This is a genomic window from Pseudomonas putida (assembly GCF_002741075.1).
In the GTDB taxonomy this organism is placed as follows: Bacteria; Pseudomonadota; Gammaproteobacteria; order Pseudomonadales; family Pseudomonadaceae; genus Aquipseudomonas; species Aquipseudomonas putida_T.
The window spans coordinates 5591156-5612035 of record NZ_CP016634.1; the positions used below are offsets into that span (position 1 = coordinate 5591156).

Consider the following 20880-nt stretch of genomic DNA (forward strand, 5'->3'; position numbering starts at 1 on the left):
CTAGGATACACCTCTTTGACGAGTACAGGCTGCACCTGCCTTTAGGCTCAGGCTCCCATTGGTTTGGGGCGAATGCCTTGCTAAACGGCTTTTTGGGGCACAAACGTCGTCTTACGAGATAGCTGAAGCTGAGCCCAATGCCGGATGCTCTGCTCAGCTTTCGGAAGGGCTTCCAGCCTCCCAAAGTACTTTGTGCCAACAATATCCGCGTGAGCGATCATTCGATCCGCATCTACCGACGTGTCGTAAAGGCGAAAAGCTGGCGTGTTGCACTTACGGAAGAGAATGCCTCTGACATCCTGAGCGCTCATCGTTACGGCACCCAGAGAATAAATCTCAGGATTCTTAGTACTTTTGCGTACATCGATGGTGTTACAAAAATTCAGCACACCACCTATGCCTTCTTTCGCGAGTTCGAGGCGAGTCACCGATAGGCCTTGAGTAAAGGCCCTATCAAACACCTTGTGAGTCACCGAACCGTTTATCGCTGAGTGGTAAGGATGACTCGCGCATGCAGCCACCTGCTCAGAATTCTGAACAGGACGGGGCGAGAAAGCACTCACCGATAGTGTTGGGCAGGAGCAGTTATGGCTGCACACCAATAGCGCACTGACACGTTCCGCGAACTTATCAACGCTACCTGCGCCGCGCTCAAATGTTTTTCGGCAGTCGCCACAAATTTTTGTACTAGTCATCCGTGAAGTACATACCAAGATACTTAGCCAAAGAATCATCCAGCCGCTCAGAAGGGCTGACACCATCACAAATAAATTCATCACCCCTGGAGATGAAGAAAGAGTAACCAGCGTTGCCGTCAAAATCTGCCGAGATATAGAAAACATCATCGGTCCAGACGATAGCAACCGAGCCATCTCCGCCCATCGTCACACTTGGTACTTGAATTAATCTACGCTGAACCACTTTGAGGAAGGTCGCGACCTCTCTAGCAGCCTGGGGAGAGGCAGGCAAGCCTCCATAGCCATCCCAGTTAACTTGTTCTTCAACGAACACTTTAAGCCTATCTACTGCATAGCTGTAGTCTGGCAGAAATTGAGTTAAGGGTTTAGCTGCAAAGATTTGTGCATCGCCATGCTCGCTAAAAGCGGCAGTGAGTGACCGAGACTCAACCCGCTCAGAAGTCAACTGCTTGATATACAAGTTCATGTGATATGCCTGCCGGAGAAGTTCGACAGGTACCTGGCGCGAATGAAGCATGCGCCTCAAAGCTTCTTGCAGCATCAACATTTCAGAGCCAGATGCGCGTAATCTTTCAAGTTCAGAAAGCGCAAACAGGCTAGCAGCAGCTAAAGCAGAAACATAGCTAGTAGCATCTTCGCGAGCGCGGGATGGCTGAGAATGAAACGCACGAGGGTTTGGGTAAGAATCCACACCAAACTTCATAACAGTTGAAACAGCTGCGCTCATTTAGTCACCTCCCTTTCAGGAAAAAGCTCTAACGAACGAACAATATTTTCATTGAGCACCGAAGCCAACAGATCCTTATTCACTTCATGAAGATGGTCAAAATGCCCAAACAAATCAACAAGGGATGTGGTGCCGGCAGGTTGTTCGCCGAGATCAAACTGATGCATCGTGCGAACAAAGAGATTAGTTTCATCTCCTTCTCGCGCCTTGGATACATGCAAGTTGACTAACAACTGACTGACTTCAGACGCTGAATGCTCATCAAAATAACCTTCATCAAGGTGCCAGAGACCTTCTGAATTGAAGACTCGGCGTGGCAATGAGGTACACTCAACATTCAACAGATCAGTAAGATTTCCATCAAATTGCTTTAAGCCGAATACATTCGAAACCCTGAAGTCTATTGAGGAAATTGAGACTTGCTTTGAAACAGCCTCATAAAAGACGTTAAACACATCAAAGGCTAACGCTCGTGTTTTTTCCCAACCGGGATATCGTGAGTTGATAGCGAAACCAAGGCCCGAATCGTTTACAACCATTTCGACTAACTTTTCGTCGATAGCGCCTTCATGGTCATCGTTGTCATCGAAAAGGATGGCAAAAAGCTCTGCACTCTCATCTTCAGATGCATCTTTCACAACACCCGCGACTGTAGCTCGGACTCCCGAAGTACTTATCTCAATCTTTCGGGGGAGCACCTCAGCGATACGATCGCCCAAGGTCGATAGCTGCGCCATGGTTGCGGCGTCGAGTGGCTTATCCCAATCCAACCCGAGACTCAAACGCTCAACTGCATGGATCAGCCCATGCGGGAGATGGCGGATTTCGGCGTTCGGCTTATTTTGGAACATTAGGTTGTTTGATCCATGGTTAGTGAGTCCATTCACATAGCCCCTTGTAGTGAGGGGAGCACATGACCGACTCGTTCGAGGTTTCCCTATGACGACGAGCATGCGGTTTTGGTTCGCATGCTTTAGGAGGAGTAACCCCCTCCAGGTCACCTCCTAGCGCGACTGAAATCGAGCTGGGAGTAGGAGCCTCACATTTACGTGCACTAATTGTGTGCTCGTAGTGGCAAATGGCCATATGCACAATCAAATTGCCGCTAGCTTACGATTTCGATGAGCCTACTGTCCATAGATGACCTCGCCCCCCATGTGCTTGAGGTGAGGTATAGCAGCGATGTGAACCTCGTGCTCAAGGACGGGCTACTGAGGCATCTCCATTCTCTAGAGCTGTCTCCAGAGCATCTACGACGCTTCGAATCAGCTGCTCACTCTGCGGCCAGGCATTGATGAGGTCTTGTACCTTCTGCGGCAAGTCACCGCTTGATGAGGCACCGCTTGCAAGCGGCACAGGCACTTGCAATATTTCGCAAACTTTTCGCAAATTTTTGCTAAGCAAAACGCCTTCACCACGCTCCATCCGAGAGATCTGCGCGTAATGAACACCTGCCTTTTCTCCCAGCATTTTCAGTGACATACCCCTTCGTTTTCGTGCCACCTTGATCTGGGAGCCGAGTAGCTTAATGTTCATCTGAGCCTGGTGAATTTGCAAAAAATATGCTATATATTTGCACATATTTTCACGATAGGCGAGACGCAAAATGGCTGTGTACGTGGACTCAGAAGGAATTCGTTGGAGGGGGCGCGAGTGGTGCCATCTGGTTGCAGATTCGCTCGATGAATTGCATACCTTTGCCGATCGCTTGGGGTTGAAGCGCAGCTGGTTTCAATCCAAAACCCTCTACCCCCACTACGACGTCACAAAAACCGTTCGCACTCGAGCGCTAGCTTTGGGAGCTCAAGGGGCAGATCGTGAAACAATCGTAAGTTGCGCGAGACGAATGCGATCCGAGATGATCCAGCTCTACAGAGCCACCGCCGCTAGCGCATAGACTCATTGATTGAAAAGGATTTCAAATGCCCAGGCCCAAGCCTCAACCCATGCCCCTTTCTATCCCTGAGTATCGCCTCAAGGCCTGCAAGACAAACCAGTTCGAACAGACCGCTGAGGGATTTCAGCAGCTCAAATTTGGATACTTCGGTGAGGTTGGCGGCCTGCTGTCTGCCGTAAAAAAATCCGGCCGCGACAACCTCGCAGCGACAGTGACAGAGCTCGCGGCAGAGGAGCTAGGGGACGCGCTTTGGTACCTAATCAACGTTGCAGCGCTTGTTGATGTCGACCACAACCAGATAGGTGACAGCTGCCTGATCGCCCTGCGTAAGCAGTATGGGGAAACGGAACAAGAGCCGGTTGAGCCAGTGACCTTTCGCCACATCGACAGCTTGATGGAGGTTCGGAGAAAGCCGGACTCCATCGATCGCTCCACGCAGCTAGGTCGACTCGCAAATCATGCCGGCCAAATGGCAACGACGACGTACCAAGCCTACAAATCGATGGCACCTCACGTTCGCGCTTCGAACCTCGGGATGCACCTGGCTGAGCTCGCCGTGGCCTGTGCCAGCTTCGACTTGAGGTTAGAAGATGTTGCACGCGCGAATCTGGACAAGATTCACAGCAGATGGCCAGGCGATGAAAAGTCTTTCCCTGCCCCTTTCGATGAAGGCTTTCCGGAGCACGAACGCTTTCCACCGATCATCGCCATGAAATTCATTGAGCGCGGCAAAGGGACCAATGCCTATGTTGTTCAAAGCCTGCACGGGGTGTTCATCGGCGACCGTCTGACGGACAACAGCAATGAACCTGATGACTATCGCTTCCACGACGTGTTCCACTTGGCGTATCTGGCTTACCTGGGCTGGTCTCCTGTCCTCAGAGGGCTGCTCAAGCGCAAACGCAAGTCAGACCCCAAGAAAGATGAGAATGAGGATGGCGCTCGCGCCATGATCATTGAGGAAGGCATTGCCACCTGGATCTTCAACCACGCTAAAACTCACCGCTTCGACGGCGAGGACAAGCAACGCGGCCTGGACTACAACGTCCTCAAGCAGATCCGAAGCATGGTTGAAGGTTACGAGGTGGACAAATGCCAGCTTTGGCAATGGGAAACAGCGATTCTCAAGGGCTTCGAGGTATTCCGGCAATTGCAAAAGCACCGAAGCGGCACGGTTACCGTCGATGTGCTCAACCACACCATGCATTTTGATCTACCAACGAAGAACCCGCAGCCATGACCCCTACAGCTTTCGTGAACGCCTTGTCCGAGTTGAAACTGGACAACGTGTTTAACCCCTATGCCGATACCTGCCCGGTTCATGATCGCGCCGACGCTGTCGCGTCGCGTCGACGCAACCTGCGAGGCTATCTGAAGGCCGCTGCTGAGATCGGGGTGGATACGATCTGGATGGGGCGTGACCTGGGCTACCGCGGAGGACGACGCACAGGGCTGGCACTTACCGACGAGTTCCATCTGCCGGAAATGACTCAGCGGTACCCAGGCTCGAATTTCAAGCAAGCAACACTGGGCCCAGCTATCGCGGAGCGCACTGCGTCTGAGATTTGGTCGGTACTTCGAGCCGTTGAGTTGCCGCCATTGCTGTGGAATGTGTTCCCGTTCCATCCTCACGAGCCAGGCAATCCATTCAGCAATCGAAAATTCACTGCGCGAGAACTTCAGCAAGTCGACGATCTGAATGGAACGCTGATCAAATGGCTCAAAGTGAAGCGAGTTGTCGCAATTGGCCAAGACGCCCTCAGCTATGCCAGCCGATTCGGAGTCGAGGTTGTGGGTATACGACATCCAAGCTATGGCGGGATCAAGGACTTCCGAAACGGAATGAGTGCACTCTATGGCATCCCCGTTGAAACCCTTGACCCCAAGCGCCAGGCGTCGCTCTTCTAGACCATCAATCGAAGCTATTCAGTAAAGCCCTGGTAGCCTTTGCTCCACCGAGGCTCTGCATGTCGAGAAGGGCATGCGTGGAAATTACCGTTAGAGGGCCGCGCTCAAACCCAGACTCGACGGCAACGAAATTGTGCAAGTTGTTCAGCCCAATCAGGTTGCCAAGTACCCTCTGGCCATACCAGTGCGACCTGTACATGGCCGTGAGATCTAGCTTGCCCTGCGTCACTTTGAAACTGAGATGGCTCAGGCAAGGCATGTTCCTGGGCATGTTCCGATCAGCACCAGGGTCGTACAGGGGAAGCTCAAAGCCAAATCCGTCATCCTCAAGATCGAACTCGACATCTATGACACCCAGCTCGTAAACGGCCTGGTAGCACCGTCCGTCTTTAGATTTCTGGAGCTTGCGAACCAGTGCTTCCAGCGGGTTGTAGGTGGTTTTCCCATTACGAGCCACCCGCCGTATCATCCGTAGCGCATATGTGCCCCAGGTGCCCACTTTCTGCCCCCTGGTCATCGCATTTACGTACGATTCGTAGAACGCAGGCCGCTTATCCAACTTGTACAGATTGTTGGGGAAGATAGTGCTGGCGACCGTTTGGACACTCAAGCCAGGCGAATGCTGCTGAAGCGCCGCATCCACTGCGCCGATGACATCGCGATCCTGAGCATTCAGCTCGCCAGGAGATGCAATTTCCAGCACCAGGTTTCTTTCAGTGTTTCCTTTGCAGCCGGCCAAATGGCGAGCGGCAGCCAGCCAAGCTGGAACAATACGTTCACCGTGAATCAGAACTGCCATGTTCTACTCCAAATGCGCACGCAGCGTGCGACTCGATGTAAGCGGCGGATATCCAGGCATGGCCATTGAGCCCCCATGCCTCTCCCCAGGTATTTCTAATCAGAAACCAAGGCTGTGAGCCTTCGTCATAGCCCAGGCCGACGGCAACGACCGCGTGCATCATCGCACCCGGCAATACTGTCGGACTGAAAGGGATAACTCCATCCACAGGCTGGTAGAAGTCGAGCGTCAGTTTCAACGCCAAGCCCATAGGTACCATGGCCTGCATACTGCCAATGAGATGCCCAACATCTGCAGCGAAGAATTTGATTGGGCGCCCATGCAGCGCAAGATCCTCTGGAAGCGCTTCAAGCGGAACCTGAGGCTCATCAGCCTGGTAGGGGTACTCGCGCTCTTTAGGATGGCCGAGCTGCGAGGCTTCAATTGCTGCAGGAATCTGCAATCCGTCTCCAGGTTTCCAGCCAGGAATTCTCGAGAGCGTTGCGCGGTAAAAATACTCTGGGCCGAGATCTTCATCCACGAATGACCTGTTGAGATCGGTCACTGCAAACGCCAAACACGTTGGACGGTTACCTTGGTTCTTGGCTACGACTGGCTGCTTGTCGACGAGGCACTCCACCGTGATCACGAATTCCGAACCTCTTCGATCAGAGCCAACTTGGATTCTCGCGAAAGCCCTTCCCCCATGGGCTCGAAGTGAGCCTTGGAAGAGTAGGAAGCGTCACCAGGCTGCTTGCCTTCCCACGGCCGAATCTCGGAAAGAGCCACGGCCTGAGGAGCGGTATAGCTTTCAGATGCGCCTGTCAGCAGGTAATCCATCGAGGTCTCAGCCCCAAAGGTCAGCCTACTCGGATCAACTGGCGCAGATGGCGCCGGCTGCAATGTGAAGCCTTCAGACACGATCTGATCAAGAGAATCAGCGAGCCACAAGAAGCCCGCACTGGCATGGCTTTTCAGGCGGATGATCAGATGATCATCGGGACGGGGCTCTAGAACCGAGGACTGGTCGCGCTCATCGAAGACCCAGACGTCTTTTGTAGCGTCAGGTAGCGGGCCATTAAACAGAACCTGTTTGATCGCAGATGGCTGAGTCTTGAGCAAGCGTTGGACGGTATCGTAATCAACCAGCTGGTGGCGCAGCAGTGACCACGCAGCAGCGGAATAGCTCACGCCTAGCCGGAGGGCGAGCTGATAGAGATTGAAGGGTTCGTGCAGGGATCTGATGTTCCAGCCTTTCCGCTTGCAAACAATGGTCAGTAGCGCGCGTGGTACTAGAAGGTGATAGCCAAACGCCTCCGCTTCCTGCTCCATTTCAGCAGCCTTGGAGCCGTACTCGATAATCTCATCGAGGGCAGTGTTATGGCCCATAAAGTAGTGACCCAATTCATGCGCGCAGGTCATGTGGATCAGGCCTGCGGATCGGGCCGAGTTCAACAAGATCCCTGATCGCTCATCACGGATGAATGCGCCAAGCAGCTTGTCCATTGGACGGAGTGCCACAGACAGCCCCTCGGTGGCGGCAACCTTGAAAGGGTCCACCCGGGTGTATCCGTCCTGTTCAATACGCTCCATAGCGCGGGACTTTTCGAAAACCTCAGCAGCCATCCTCGCTGTCGTCAGCGCTATGTTGCGACGGGCCATGCGTTACTCCATATCTCTTCGCGCCGACTGCTTCAGAAATTCAGCAAAGCGAGCGACTTCTTCCAGATCTTTATCTGACAGGCCCTTAACGGCCCTCGCCAGGAACGCCAGCTGCTGTGGACCTTCTGGCTCCGGCTCCACCCCAGTCGTTAGATAATCCAGCGTGCGACGATAGAGCTTTGCCAGCTTGCTGAGCTCAAGAGCCTCGACTTTTCGAACACCCAACTCAATATTGGTGATAGAGGGGCGCGGGAGCCCTAACACAGATGCGACGTCATCCTGCGAAAGCCCCACGTACTCGCGAGCCCTACGCAGCCGGTCACCTATCTGGTTGCGTTCGCCTTGCCGATCCTCAGCCACCGGCGCCCCCTTCGAGATGCTTCAGCACCCCATTCGTGATTTCTGTAACGAACTGCTGCCTGGAGGTGTATCCACCGTGACGGACGATCAGCTCAACAGGCAGCTTACAGTTCACTATTTTATCGATCCCAACGAACGCATCGCACGCAGCAATCGAATCAAGCGGCGCACCGAGATCATCGGTAGCCAATGGATCTTCAAGTATCTCCAGCGCGCGCTTGTCCCAGAAGTCGCCAAGCAGCTTTTCGATTTCGACCTTGACCTTTACGCTCACAGTGTTCACCCCGTAAGAAAATCGAACAGTCTTCGTAACGAAAAGCTACATCAAGGTGTGGCGGGTTTCAAGCCAGCACACAGCAGCGCTCATCACAGCATACTAAGCCATCTGCAATATTAAAATGGCATCACGCCAGACAGATGAGCACACGCTAACCCAGGAAAAGCAGAGCTAAATCACGCTGCGACCTAGGCGCCTCGGGTCGATTGGGCCACTCGTGCATCGCCACCCCACATCCATCGCGCAACGGTAGATACAGATCCCGACAAGGGTGAAATGGAGTAACTCAAGGTGCGTAAAAATTAGTAACAATATGTCTGCAGAAGATCTCAAGGGGCTGAAATTTTCGCTGGCAAGATCAAAATTCCGCACAGAGCTCTAACAAAGCCACCTCAACTAGACCGGCAACCATATTTCATGGTAAAGCCATACTAAAGCCTTCGATAACCACTATTACCACTATCGATTTCGCACAGAGGAAATACGAACTAAAATTAACACCGATGAGAAGCGGGATTAGGTTCCCCTCCCTACACCTAGTCCTGCGACGTTTCATCGTCCTTTGGTTTGCCGCCTGTTATCAGGCGGCTTTTTACCAACTCCGAATTTGCTATGGCGTCAACCAACATGACGACACCAGCAACACGTAGGCTCCTTGGGGTTATCATTAAAAATGACCCTCCCTTCGCTATGGCCGAAAGGCCATAGCATTTTTATTGTCTATCGTAATTTCTCTACGACAATAGCACTAGCCAATTCATGGCTGCCTTAGATCCAGGTCATTCTCTTTCTGTGCTTCTTCAAGAGCGCTAATTGCATCTTGCAAGCTGTTGAACACCGGAGCCAATGCGGCAGCAATCTGATCTGCTCGCTCAGTCGGAGTCCAGGCTCTTTTCCCGACAAACAACTCATCCCCAAATCGCGCTCTCAGCTTTGCCAACTGATTGCTCACGGCCGGCTGCTTCACCCCCAGGCATTCTGCCGCCCGGCTGACGCCGCCCTCGCGATGTACAACTAGGAATGCAATCAGGCAATGAAGATCTGCGTCTAAAAGGGCACTTTCATCATATATCATTTTAAATACTCAACTCTTCTCGAGTAAAAAACGACCTGAAGCATATGCTTTTGCAATTATTACTCAAACAATCGAGCAATGCAGAAAACGTTGGGGTTGAATAGTGTTCAATCATGCTTTCCTCATCACTCCAAAACCCACTAATGATGAGCGAACTAAACTGTTTGTTTAACGCAACCATCACGTAGTTCAAACATTCAGAATCGCACTTGATGACATTCACAAGCTCATCAATAGTCAACAGCACGTCATCACTCGGACGACCGACAAAGCTCACTTCCAGAGCACTAACTGACACCAGACTCATGATTTCTACTCCCGACGTAAAATTGGCAAGCGCTCGCCATCCTAATTTTTAATAAGATGCGACGAATCAATTTCAAGCTGAAAGTTAGGGCGACGCTTAGCAAAGCGCCGCCCAACTTATCACATAGACTTCGTGCTCCAGCCGCCTCCAAGAGCCTTATAGAGTTGTACTTCACTGTTGATCTGATTGAGCTGGTCATTCAGCAGTTGCTGCTGAGACGCGAACAACTCTCGCTGAGCATCCAAGACCGTCAGGTAGCTATCGATACCTTGGTCATATCTCTGCTGCGCCAGATCGAAGTAGGATTTGTAGTTCTCCACCAGCTGGCTTTGGGCAGTGAGCTGCTTGCCATAGGTGCCTCTAGCGGCCAATCCGTCAGCAACTTCCCGAAAAGCCGTTTGGATGCTTTTCTCATAGGTCGCTACGCTGACGTCCTTCTGAATCTCGGCGTAGTCGAGATTGGCCCGCAGTCTGCCAGCGTTGAAAATGGGTACACTGATCTGCGGGGCAAAGCTCCAGCTGTCAGATCCACCATTGAACAAGCCATCCAAATCACGGCTGGCCGATCCAACCGAAGCGGTCAGGCTGATGCGCGGGAAGAACGCTGCCCGAGCAGCGCCGATGTTGGCATTGGCGGCCAACAGTTGGTGTTCGGCCGCACGGATATCGGGTCTGTTTAGCAATAGGTCCGCTGGAAGTCCAGCTGGTACGTCCCCAATCGCGCTCATTGCCAGAGGCGAGCCTTTGGGCAAGTCCTCAGGGATTTTCCCGCCCACCAGCAGCTGAAGAGCATTGGCATCTTCAGCAATTCGCCGGGTGTACAACGCTTTTTGCGCCTCCGCCTGATTCACCAGGGTGCGAGCTTGCCGGACATCGAGCTCTGAAGAGGTGCCAGCCCCAGCGCTAGCCTCGATCATCGAAAGACTTTCGACGTAGCTGTTCAGTGTCGCATCGGTCAGTTCCAAGAGTGCCTGATCAGTGCGCCATAAGAAGTAAGTGGTAGCCACGTCACCAACCAAGGCAATTTGTACGCTGTGCTGCGCTTCTTCCGTCGCCAAGTACTGCTGCAGTGCCTGACTGGTCAGGCTTTTAATGCGGCCGAACAGATCCAGCTCGTAAGCGGTAACCAAGCCCACTTCGTACTGGCTGTCGATGCGGGATTGCCCTGTTGGCGACAGGTCATCCGGCAGACGTCGACGGCTACCAGATGCAGCGCCATCGAGCGTCGGGAATCGCTCTGCTCGCTGAATTTGATAGAGCGCCCTGTACGCCTCGACATTCTTGGCTGCAACTCGCAAGTCGCGGTTGTTCTGCAGGGCAACATCCAGAAGACGGATGAGCGCTGGGTCTTTGAAGAACTGCTTCACCTCGGGCAGAGCCGTCGATGCACCTGCTTCAGCAACCTGCCCAGTGTAAGCCTGGCCTTTTGGCCAGCTCACCTCAACTGGCGCGTCCGGTTGACGGTAATCGGGGATCAAGCTGCACCCACTCAGCATGAGCACCGCAAAAACGGGGAGAGACTTAAACTTCATGAGTCTCTACCTCGCTGGCGTTAGGTTTACGCTTCATGAATCCCTCAAACAACTTAACAACCACGACATAGAACAAAGGCACGAAGAAAACAGCCAGCACGGTAGCGGTGATCATGCCTCCCACAACGCCGGTAGCGATGGAATGCTGACTACCAGCCCCGGCCCCAGACGCGATAGCCATCGGCAGCACGCCGAATGTGAAGGCAAGCGAAGTCATGAGGATTGGGCGCAGCCGCAATTTCGCAGCCTCTACAGCGGCTTTACCGATTGGGTAGCCCTGTTTCTCGTACAGCTCCTTGGCGAATTCAACGATCAAAATGGCGTTCTTCGCAGAGAGGCCGACAGTCGTCATCAAGCCGACCTGGAAGTACACGTCAGCAGTAAGATCGCGCCACAGCGTGGCTAGAACCGCGCCGAGAATGCCCAATGGAACCACCATGATCACTGACACAGGCACTGACCAGCTCTCATAAAGAGCAGCCAGGCAGAGGAACACGATGAGAACAGTCAGCGCATACAACAGGGGTGCTTGGTCGCCCGTTTGAATCTCTTCGTACGACAGACCCGTGTAGCTCAAACCGATGCCAGGTGGCAGCTGTTTCATGATCTCGGCGATTTCAATCATCGCGTCACCGGTGCTGTAACCGGGTGCAGGCTCGCCCAAAATGTTCAGGGCAGAGATGCCACCATAGCGTTCCAGTTTTGGAGAGCCATTGACCCACTCTCCCGTGGCGAAGGCCGAGAAAGGAACCATTTGCCCAAGGCTATTGCGTACGTACCACTTGTCGAAGTCTTCAGGAGCAATGCGCGAAGTATCTTCGCCCTGGATGTACACCCGCTTTACACGACCACGATCGATGAAGTCGTTGACGTACATCGATCCCCAGGCCGCCGACATCGTTTCGTTGATGGCTGCAATGCTCACCTGCAGTGCACGAGCCTTCTCGTCATCGATGTTCACCTGGAACTGTGGTTCGTCATCCTTGCCGTTCGGACGGACAGCTTGGAGCTTTGGATTCTCACTCGCCAGTTGCAGGAACTGGTTCCGAGCCGCCATCAACGCCTCATGCCCAAGACCAAGGTTGTCCTGGAGATAGAGGTTGAAGCCCATGGCATTACCCATCTCCAAGATGGCTGGTGGAACGAATGCCATGACACTTGCATCTTTGATTTTGGCGAAATGCTGATTCGCTCTCTGAGCAATGTCGAATACACCCTGCCCCTTGCCGTGACGCTCCTTCCAATCCTTGAACGTGATCAACACAAGGCCAGAGTTTTGGCCGCGGCCAGCGAAGTTGAAGCCGTTTACCGTCATGAAGTGCTCAACAAGCACCCCCTCGTCGTTGGCCAGGTACTCACGCACTTCTTGCAGCACACCCTCGGTCCGCTCAGCCGAGGCGTTAGCCGGCATGCGCACCTCAATCATCATCAAGCCCTGGTCTTCATTGGGCAGGAATGCCTTTGGGATCTCTGTAAACAGATAACCCGTACCACCGGTAATCAGCACGAATGCAAGCAGGTACCGACCGCGATGCTTGAGCATTGCGCCAACACCCCGCTCAAAGCGCAGCGTGCCTCTGTCAAAGACTCGGTTAAACCAACCGAAGAAGCCTTTCTTCTCGTGATGACCATGACCTTCAGGAGCTTTGAGAATGGTCACGCACAGTGCCGGAGTGAACACGAGAGCGACAAAGATCGACAGCCCCATACACACGACGATCGTGATTGCGAACTGCTGGTAAATGATGCCGGCAGAGCCACCAAAGAAGGCCATAGGTACAAACACGGCCGACAGCACCATACCGATACCCACCAAGGCCCCGGAGATTTGGTCCATCGACTTGCGAGTGGCCTCGAGAGGCGATAAGCCTTCCTCGTGCATAAGCCGCTCGACGTTCTCCACCACAACGATCGCATCGTCCACCAACAACCCGATGGCCAGCACCATGGCGTACATGGTGAGCACGTTGATGTTGATGCCGAAGTAAGGCAGCAAGGCGAATGTGGCAAGCAGCACCACTGGTACTGCCAGCGTTGGAATCAACGTGGCCCGGAAGCTCTGCAGGAACAGGTACATCACCAGGAAGACCAGTACAACGGCCTCAAAGATGGTGTGAACCACCGACTCAATAGAAGCGTCGACGACAGGCGTTGTGTCGTAGGGGTAAATGACCTCAACCCCTTCAGGCAGGTATGCCTTTTGCTGATCCATCAGCTTCTTGACCGCGGCTACGGTTTCCAAGAGGTTGCCGCCAGTGGACAGTCGCAACGCCAAACTGGCAGTAGGCGAGTCCTTGTATTGGGCAGAGATCGCGAAGCTGTCCGCCCCAAGTTCCGCGCGGCCTACATCCTTCACTCGGACCTGGGAGCCATCCGCATTTACCTTGACCAGGATCTCTTCAAACTGACTTGGCGTGGTCATGCGCGTCTTACCCAGAACGGTCGCATTGAGTTGCACGCCGGAGCGAGTTGGCAATCCGCCCAATTGGCCCGACGATACCTGGACGTTTTGCTCACGAATCGCAGTCGCGACGTCGGTCGGAGTCAATTGGTAGCTGTTGAGCTTGCCTGGATCCAGCCAGATGCGCATAGCGTAGGGCGAACCAAACAGCTGGAAGTCGCCGACACCGGGTATACGAGAGATTGGATCTTGCAGCTGTGAAGCAATCAGGTTGCCCAGATCGAAGTTGTCCAACTTGCCGGACCGATCAACCAGGCTCATCACCAGGAAGAAGTTCATCTGGTACTTAACAACCCGAAGACCCTGCCGCTGCACCTCTTCCGGCAAGCGCGGAGTCGCGAGCTGCAGCTTGTTCTGCACCTGTACCTGCGCGATATCAGGATCAGTTCCCTGCTCGAAGGTCACGATGATGGTCATGCTACCGTCGGACGCGCTCTCTGCCGACATGTAGCGGAAACCATCCAGGCCACTGAGCTGTTGCTCAATAACCTGAACCACTGTGTCTTGGACAGTTTGTGCGGAAGCACCCGGATAGCTGACCTGGATCGATACCGCAGGTGCCGCAATGTTCGGATATTGGCTAATCGGCATTTTTACCAGCGACAATGTGCCAGCAAGCATCGCGACAATCGCGAGAACCCAAGCAAAAATGGGCCTGTCGATGAAAAAGCGAGACATGACTGTGGCCCCCTCAGTTAGCCGAGGCTTCAGTTTTGGCAGCGAACTCGGCTACCAAATCGACGTTTTTCGCTTCTACAGCGTTGACTGCAATACCGCTGCGGACACGCTGGACACCTTCGGTGATGATTCGCTCACCAGCATTAACGCCTTTGCCGATCAGCCAGGCGTTCCCCACCGTGCGGAGAGTCTCAACTTCACGTGATTCGACCGTATTGTCCGATTTCACAACCCAGACAGTCGGAACACCTCGCGTATCGCGGCTAATAGCCTGCTGCGGCACCAGGATTGCCGCCTGCTGAACACCTTCCTTGAGCAGCGCGTGGACAAACATGCCAGGCAGCAGCTTGCGGTCAGGATTAGGGAATTCGGCACGCAAGGTGACCGACCCGGTTGTCGGATCGACACTCACTTCCGAGAACTTGAGCACACCTGGCAACGGGTAAGCACTGCCGTCATCCAGGCTCAGGCTGACATGCGCTTGGTTCTCTCCCGAGTTCTGCAGTCGACCGGATTCCAATGCCTTCTGCAGGCCCAGCAGCTTAGTGATCGGTTGGGTCACGTCTACATAGATGGGATCCAGCTGGGTCACGGTGGCCAACGATTGGGCTTGTCCATTGGTGACGAGCGCCCCCTCCGTTACTGCCGAACGCCCAATGCGTCCCGAAATGGGAGACAGCACACGGGTGTACTGGACATCAATACGAGCGACTTGATAGTCGGCTTCAGCCTGTTTCCAGGCCGCCAACGCATCGTCGTATTGCTGCTTGCTAACTGCCTTGGTCTGCAACAGCGTTTCATAACGCCGAGCCAAGTTTTCTGCGGTAGTGCGGTTGGCTTCAGCACGGCGCAGTCGGGCCTCGTAGGTACGAGGGTCAATCTGGTACAGCTGCTGCCCCAGTTTGACTTCAGCACCCTCGACAAACGAACGCTTCTCGAGAATTCCTGAAACCTGAGGACGCACTTCTGCAACTCGGTAAGCCGAGGTGCGTCCAGGCAGGTCAGTGGTCAAAGTCAGCGCTTGCGAACGCACCGTATAGACACCCACCTCAGGGGGCGTAACGGCCACGCTTGACTGCTTCTGTTCTCCGCACCCCGTTATCAGCATCAGCGCAACGAAGGGCATCACGTGTGTTGCACGCAAAGGTCGTAAGTGTTTCACCAGATGGCTCCATGTCTCCGCCCCTATACCGAGGCATGTGGTCTCAGAATCGCATTGTGGTTAAGTGTACCATTATGCGGTACGATGGATGCAAGCGAACCAGAACGACCGTCGGTCGCAGTGATATGGCGTCAGCGATCAGGACAGGTGACTGGCTTGAGTGGACAGGGAGCTCTAAAGTGACGGCCAAATAGAGAAAATGCGGCAGCGACGGTCCGCGCAGAGGAAGTGATATGAATCAATCAGACGAAAATGGTGGGAAGGCTGGAGGCATTCAGGTTATTGCCCGAGCGGCCTCCATCATGCGTGCGCTAGGCAGTCATCCACATGGCCTAAGCCTGGCCGCCATCGCACAGGTTGTTGGATTACCCCGCTCGACGGTGCAGCGAATCATCTACGCGCTTGAGGAAGAGTTTCTCGTGGAAGCACTTGGCCCGAGCGGTGGCTTCCGGCTTGGGCCTGCGCTAGGCCAACTCATCAACCAGGCACAAACCGACATTCTTTCATTGGTGAAACCATACCTCCGCTCGCTCGCTGAAGACCTTGGCGAATCGGTCTGCTTGGCCTCACTTGCAGGAGACAAGATTTATGTCTTGGACCGCATTGTGTCCGAGCGTGAACTGCGGGTTGTATTTCCTATTGGGATCCACGTCCCGGCTGCTGCAACCGCTGCTGGTAAAGTGCTCCTCGCGGCTCTCCCCGAAGAGTCGCTTCAAACAGCACTCGCCAAGCAGCTTCCTGTCTATACCCCCAACACACTGGGACGTCAGGATCTGATTAAGCAGCTGAAAGAAGTCAGAGTGAGCGGTTTGGCAAGTGATATCGATGAGCACATCGACGGCGCATGCTCGTTCGCAACCTTGTTGGATACCTACCTCGGCTACTACTCGCTCGCTGTAGTAACACCCACTGCCAGGGCCAGATTGCAATCTGACGCGATTAAAGAGTCGCTTCTGCTAAGCAAGCAGAACATTGAACGCGCGATTGGTCGTGCCTCGAAGAAAACGAGCTGAAGTCGATGGCCAGGAAGACCGCAGCCGAGGCTGAACGAACACGCCAGCGGATTATTGAGGCCGCGGCTGAAGTGTTTGCAAGCCAAGGTGTACCAGATACCACCCTTGAGCAAATCGCTCGCAGGGCGGGGGTAACCCGCGGTGCGGTCTACTGGCACTTCAAAGACAAGCAGGATCTGCTCCGCAACGTCTTGTCGTCTATTGAGCATCCGCTGGAGCTAGCTTTTTCAGTCGAAACAGACCTTGATCACGCATGGGAGTTGATGATCGCTGCGATGGTGGATGCGGTGAGCCTACGGAGTTCAAGGCAGCTTTCTGAGATTTTGATTTTTCATGGGCTGGACGACACCGGAGAAATTCATCATCGCCTGATGAAAGCGAGGGAGCATTTCACGCGTTACCTCGACTTGGTGCTGGACTGCGCGATCAAGCGAGGTGAGTTACCGGCGTGCCTGGATAAGCACACCGTCGTAGAAATGTTCAAAGGTTTGACCACGGGCCTTCTCTACGAAGGACTCAAAAACAATGAACACGAATGCCATGTGATCCGGGCCACGCTGCAGTCTTTCTTGGTTCTGCTCAGAGCGCCACCGCTCCCACTACAGAGCAAACTAGAATTCTAGCTTTCCAACCTCACCGTCACACTGTGCCCAGGCACCCCTTGGATAAGATGGTGCCTGAAGCCAATGCTGTGTCAGCGATAGCAATCAGATTGCCAACGCGCGCTCACGCAACTCGCTGTTGAGGATGCGGTCGTTCTCGCTGTAGTCGACCGGGCAGTCGATTACGTGGACGCCGGGGTTGGAAATACAGTGATCGAGCAGCGGCTGTAGTGCATCTGCGCTCTCCACTCGGTAACCGTGGGCGCCGTAGGCTTCGGCGTACTTGACGAAGTCCGGGTTGCCGTAGTTCAGGCCAAAATCGGTGAAGCCCATGTTGGCCTGCTTCCAGCGGATCATGCCGTAGCCGTCGTCACGCAGAATCACCACAGTGATGTGCATGCCCAGGCGCACGGCCGTCTCCAGCTCCTGGCTGTTCATCATGAAGCCGCCGTCGCCGCACACGGAGATCACCGGACGATCCGGGTGCACCAGGTGTGCCGCCATGGCCGATGGCAGGCCGGCGCCCATGGTCGCCAGGGCGTTGTCCAGCAGCACGGTGTTCGGCTTGTGCGCCTTGTAGTTGCGAGCGAACCAGATCTTGTAGATGCCGTTATCCAAGGCAACGATGCCTTCGGACGGCAGCACGCGACGGATGTCGGCAACCAGGCGCTGTGGATAGACTGGGAAGCGGTCATCGTCACCTCCTTCAGCGATCTGCGCTTCGTTCGCATCACGGATCGCCATCAGGCGGTTGAAGTCCCAGTGCGCGGTGTCGTTGAGTGCTTCGCTGATCTGCCACACGGCGTTGGCGATGTCGCCGATCACTTCGACCTGCGGGAAATACACGGCATCCACTTCGGCGGAGCGGAAGCTGATGTGGATGACTTCGGTGCCGCCACGGAGCATGAAGAATGGTGGCTTCTCGATCACGTCGTGACCAATGTTGATGATCAGGTCGGCTGCTTCGATGGCGCGGTGGACGAAGTCACCGGACGACAGCGCAGCGTTACCCAAGAAGCGCGGGTGACGCTCGTCAACCACACCTTTACCCATCTGGGTGGTGATGAACGGGATGCCGGTCTTGTCGATCAGCTGCTTGAGGACCTTGGCGGTCATCTTGCGGTTGGCGCCGGCGCCAATCACCAAGATTGGACTGCGGGCGTTCTGCAGCTTCTCAACAGCAGCCTCAATGGCCTTGTGCTCAGCCAGTGGACGGCGGTGTAGGCTCGGTGGAATCGGTAGAGCGTCGGTCTGCTCGGCCGCGATGTCTTCCGGCAGTTCCAGGTGCACGGCGCCCGGCTTCTCTTCTTCCGCCAGGCGGAAGGCTTCACGCATGCGCGCCGGGATGTTGTCGGCCGAGGCGAACTGGTGGGTGTACTTGGTGATGGGGTCCATCATGCCGCACACGTCGATGATCTGGAAACGGCCCTGCTTGGACTTCTTGATCGGCTTCTGGCCGGTGATCATCATCATCGGCATGCCGCCGAGATAGGCGTAGGCACTGGCGGTCACCAGGTTGGTCGCGCCAGGGCCCAGGGTCGATAGGCTGACGCCGGTCTTGCCGGTCAGGCGGCCATAGGTGGCGGCCATGAAGCCCGCGGATTGCTCGTGGCGGGTCAGTACCAGCTTGATCTTCGACTTGCGCAGGGATTCCAGCAGGTCGAGGTTTTCCTCACCAGGAATGCCGAACACATACTCGACACCTTCGTTTTCCAGGCATTGCACAACGACATCAGCGGCCTTGGCCATCATTCACCTCATCGCACTCAAGGCAGTTCATCGCCCACAGAGCGACGCTCATCAGCAAAGCGTCACTGACTCTGGATGTGAACCTTCAGTTTTAGTAGCCGCACCTAGGGGCGTGATATCACACGGGGGGTCGGCTTTCTTTAGGCCTGAGGAGTCATTCCTCAGATGAAAAAAGGCCCGGCAGATTACCGGGCCTTTGAGCAATTACTTTCCGAGGACTTTTCGAAGTGCTTGCTGCAACTGAGCTTCGGCTTCTTCAACAGACCAAACGGCATCGCTCTGGCGCCAGGCTACATAACCATCAGGTCGCACAAGAATCGCGCCTGCCTCATGCACTTCACGTACAGCTTGCCAATCACAGTACAGATCTGCGGTACCTTTGGCGCCGGTGACAACGATGTTGAGGAATGGCAAGTCCAGACGCTTAGCAACATCCACCCATGCCTGCCCCGCAAGACCGGTGATCAGCGTCATTTTCCCTTTACCCACTACGTCGAGCGTAGAGACTCGATGACCAGTCTCATTCACCAGCCAAGCATGCGGGACCTTGGCGCCAGGACGAGTCGTCGCCTGTAGGTAGAGCTCTTTGTCGCGAGCCCATACTTCTTCGCCATCACTTGGGTCTGCCATCACGGCTGAGGATTGGTAGCGCTGATTCAACTCAACACCCTGGGCGTTGAATTCGCGGCTCTTGATCTCGAGCGCGCTCTGCAGATTCATCCGGACCTCGACCCCAGCTGGACTTGGATCACGCATGCGCTCCAAAAGCTTGGCGACAGTGTCGACACCCTTTCCGAAGTTGAAGCATTCCTTCAACAACGCATAATCCTTACGCGACTGGTTCGCACGCGCCACAATCTGCTTGCCTACTGGCGCACGCTCAGCCGTATAGCTTCCAAGCAGTTCTGGGCCTGCGAAGCCTTGAAGTACATAGGCCAATTTCCACGCGAGGTTGAAACCGTCCTGCATGCAGGTGTTCGATCCCAGACCACTGGATGGCGGATGACGGTGAACCGCGTCGCCGGCACAGAACACACGGCCTCGCGAGTACTCGGTGGCATGTGCCTGATTGACGTACCAGGTCGACATACGCTCGATCTGTACTTCCAGATTTGGATCACCAACCAATAAGCGAATCTTCTTCAGAACCGCTTCTGGCGAGAGGTCCGGGGAGCCTTTGGTCATGTCGAAGCCCCAGCCGGCAATCCACTGATCCCACGGACGGATAGCACGCAGCAGACCCATGCCGATTTCCCCAAAGCCAGCTTCGGGCGTGGCGATCCACTGCAAAATGCTGGGTCGATGCTGAACATACTTGCTCAGATCGGCATTGAAGATCACATAAGCAGTACCTGCACGAGCCATCTCGCCTTCGATCGGCAGGCCAATTTCTTTGGCAACTTTGGAGTTAGCTCCGTCGGCACCGACCAAGTACTTTGCTCGCACCTGATATTCAGCACCAGTGAGCACGTCTTTCATCCGAGCGGTGACACCTTCAGCGTCCTGCTCGTGGCCCAGATATTCGGTGTTGAAGCTGACTTGTGCACCACGAGCTGCAGCGTTCTTGAGCAGGATCGCTTCCATCTCCGGCTGGATCAGATCCAGCATGGTGCAGGGGCTACCTTGGACGTAATCGCCTTTGCGTTTGTCGCCGGTACCCCAGGTACGCATGCGAGCGATTTCTTCACCCGCCAGGCTTGTAGTGAACAACGTGTCACCCATCTGATCCCATGGGGTAGCAGCTCTCACCACCTCGTCTTCCAGGCCCAAATCGCGCACAACTTCCATGGCACGTTGGTTCGTGATGTGCGCTCGTGGGGAGTTCGCCAACCAGTTGAACATGGTGACCATTTTGACTCGAATGCCGTAGGTGGCGAGTGCCAAGGCAGTAGTTGCACCTGCGGGGCCGGTACCAATGACCAGAACATCGGTATCGAAGCTGTTGGAGGTAGTCATTTCTTATTCTCCAGGCATTACAAAGTGACGCTCAGAAC

21 protein-coding genes are annotated in these 20880 nt (G+C 54.6%); 5 read left to right on the forward strand and 16 right to left on the reverse strand.

Annotated features, from left to right (window positions below):
- Positions 1-80: 80 nt before the first annotated feature.
- From IEC33019_RS27585 to IEC33019_RS26275, 4 genes are all read right to left on the reverse strand, one after another.
- The gene (locus IEC33019_RS27585; protein ID WP_156327351.1) at positions 81-695 is read right to left on the reverse strand and encodes a hypothetical protein; all 615 of its coding nucleotides are present in this window, start codon (positions 693-695) and stop codon (positions 81-83) included.
- Positions 688-1425, reverse strand: a complete 738-nt coding sequence (locus tag IEC33019_RS26265) for a hypothetical protein (RefSeq protein ID WP_137138303.1) — start codon at positions 1423-1425, stop codon at positions 688-690. Before IEC33019_RS26265 ends, IEC33019_RS27585 begins: the two co-directional genes overlap by 8 nt.
- Positions 1422-2276, reverse strand: a complete 855-nt coding sequence (locus tag IEC33019_RS26270) for a hypothetical protein (protein ID WP_015272265.1) — start codon at positions 2274-2276, stop codon at positions 1422-1424. The genes IEC33019_RS26265 and IEC33019_RS26270 overlap by 4 nt, the downstream gene beginning before the upstream one ends.
- 346 nt (positions 2277-2622) lie before the next feature.
- Positions 2623-2961 carry a helix-turn-helix domain-containing protein gene (locus IEC33019_RS26275; protein ID WP_157765904.1) on the reverse strand — a complete coding sequence of 113 codons (339 nt, stop codon included), beginning with the start codon at positions 2959-2961 and terminating at the stop codon, positions 2623-2625.
- Between the two features lie 70 nt (positions 2962-3031).
- Here IEC33019_RS26275 and IEC33019_RS26280 point away from each other — a divergent pair, with 70 nt between their 5' ends.
- The 3 genes from IEC33019_RS26280 to IEC33019_RS26290 are packed head-to-tail and all read left to right on the forward strand — an operon-like array spanning position 3032 to position 5230.
- Entirely contained in the window at positions 3032-3322 is a 291-nt protein-coding gene (locus tag IEC33019_RS26280) for a DUF4031 domain-containing protein (RefSeq protein ID WP_015272266.1), read from the forward strand.
- A 25-nt stretch (positions 3323-3347) separates the two neighbouring features.
- The gene (locus tag IEC33019_RS27590) at positions 3348-4562 is read left to right on the forward strand and encodes a nucleoside triphosphate pyrophosphohydrolase family protein (protein WP_015272267.1); all 1215 of its coding nucleotides are present in this window, start codon (positions 3348-3350) and stop codon (positions 4560-4562) included.
- Complete coding sequence (locus tag IEC33019_RS26290; protein WP_015272268.1) at positions 4559-5230, forward strand: uracil-DNA glycosylase; 672 nt, start codon at positions 4559-4561, stop codon at positions 5228-5230. The genes IEC33019_RS27590 and IEC33019_RS26290 overlap by 4 nt, the downstream gene beginning before the upstream one ends.
- Before the next feature lie 4 nt (positions 5231-5234).
- Here the strand turns inward: IEC33019_RS26290 and IEC33019_RS26295 are convergent, their stop codons facing one another.
- The 10 genes from IEC33019_RS26295 to srpA form a co-directional block, all read right to left on the reverse strand.
- On the reverse strand, positions 5235-6029 hold the full coding sequence (locus tag IEC33019_RS26295; RefSeq protein WP_028699234.1) for a hypothetical protein: 795 nt from the start codon (positions 6027-6029) through the stop codon (positions 5235-5237).
- Entirely contained in the window at positions 6007-6573 is a 567-nt protein-coding gene (locus IEC33019_RS26300; protein ID WP_157765905.1) for a C1 family peptidase, read from the reverse strand. Before IEC33019_RS26300 ends, IEC33019_RS26295 begins: the two co-directional genes overlap by 23 nt.
- An 80-nt stretch (positions 6574-6653) precedes the next feature.
- On the reverse strand, positions 6654-7670 hold the full coding sequence (locus IEC33019_RS26305; protein WP_015272271.1) for an ImmA/IrrE family metallo-endopeptidase: 1017 nt from the start codon (positions 7668-7670) through the stop codon (positions 6654-6656).
- A 3-nt stretch (positions 7671-7673) separates the two neighbouring features.
- On the reverse strand, positions 7674-8030 hold the full coding sequence (locus IEC33019_RS26310) for a helix-turn-helix domain-containing protein (RefSeq protein WP_015272272.1): 357 nt from the start codon (positions 8028-8030) through the stop codon (positions 7674-7676).
- Entirely contained in the window at positions 8023-8304 is a 282-nt protein-coding gene (locus IEC33019_RS26315; RefSeq protein WP_099594231.1) for a hypothetical protein, read from the reverse strand. Before IEC33019_RS26315 ends, IEC33019_RS26310 begins: the two co-directional genes overlap by 8 nt.
- A gap of 760 nt (positions 8305-9064) precedes the next feature.
- Entirely contained in the window at positions 9065-9382 is a 318-nt protein-coding gene (locus IEC33019_RS26320) for a helix-turn-helix domain-containing protein (protein ID WP_015272274.1), read from the reverse strand.
- Between the two features lies 1 nt (position 9383).
- On the reverse strand, positions 9384-9689 hold the full coding sequence (locus tag IEC33019_RS26325) for a hypothetical protein (RefSeq protein ID WP_028699235.1): 306 nt from the start codon (positions 9687-9689) through the stop codon (positions 9384-9386).
- Positions 9690-9808: 119 nt separating this feature from the next.
- Complete coding sequence (srpC, locus tag IEC33019_RS26330; RefSeq protein WP_015272275.1) at positions 9809-11221, reverse strand: solvent efflux RND transporter outer membrane subunit SrpC; 1413 nt, start codon at positions 11219-11221, stop codon at positions 9809-9811.
- Positions 11211-14360, reverse strand: coding sequence for a solvent efflux RND transporter permease subunit SrpB (gene srpB / locus IEC33019_RS26335; RefSeq protein ID WP_015272276.1), 3150 nt, complete (start codon positions 14358-14360; stop codon positions 11211-11213). The genes srpC and srpB overlap by 11 nt, the downstream gene beginning before the upstream one ends.
- Positions 14361-14373: 13 nt before the next feature.
- Positions 14374-15486, reverse strand: coding sequence for a solvent efflux RND transporter periplasmic adaptor subunit SrpA (gene srpA / locus IEC33019_RS26340; RefSeq protein ID WP_033740380.1), 1113 nt, complete (start codon positions 15484-15486; stop codon positions 14374-14376).
- 269 nt (positions 15487-15755) lie between these two features.
- Here srpA and srpS point away from each other — a divergent pair, with 269 nt between their 5' ends.
- Together srpS and IEC33019_RS26350 are read left to right on the forward strand one after the other, a co-directional pair.
- Positions 15756-16535: a solvent efflux transporter transcriptional repressor SrpS gene (srpS, locus tag IEC33019_RS26345; protein ID WP_015272278.1), complete on the forward strand. Its 780-nt coding sequence runs from the start codon at positions 15756-15758 to the stop codon at positions 16533-16535.
- A gap of 5 nt (positions 16536-16540) precedes the next feature.
- A complete protein-coding gene (locus IEC33019_RS26350) occupies positions 16541-17158 on the forward strand; it encodes a TetR family transcriptional regulator (protein ID WP_015272279.1) in 618 nt (205 codons plus the stop codon).
- Between the two features lie 84 nt (positions 17159-17242).
- On the opposite strand, the gene IEC33019_RS26355 is transcribed toward IEC33019_RS26350, so the two are convergent.
- Together IEC33019_RS26355 and IEC33019_RS26360 are read right to left on the reverse strand one after the other, a co-directional pair.
- Positions 17243-18886: an acetolactate synthase large subunit gene (locus IEC33019_RS26355; protein WP_015272280.1), complete on the reverse strand. Its 1644-nt coding sequence runs from the start codon at positions 18884-18886 to the stop codon at positions 17243-17245.
- A 204-nt stretch (positions 18887-19090) separates the two neighbouring features.
- The gene (locus tag IEC33019_RS26360; RefSeq protein ID WP_015272281.1) at positions 19091-20842 is read right to left on the reverse strand and encodes an FAD-dependent oxidoreductase; all 1752 of its coding nucleotides are present in this window, start codon (positions 20840-20842) and stop codon (positions 19091-19093) included.
- Positions 20843-20880 lie beyond the last annotated feature (38 nt).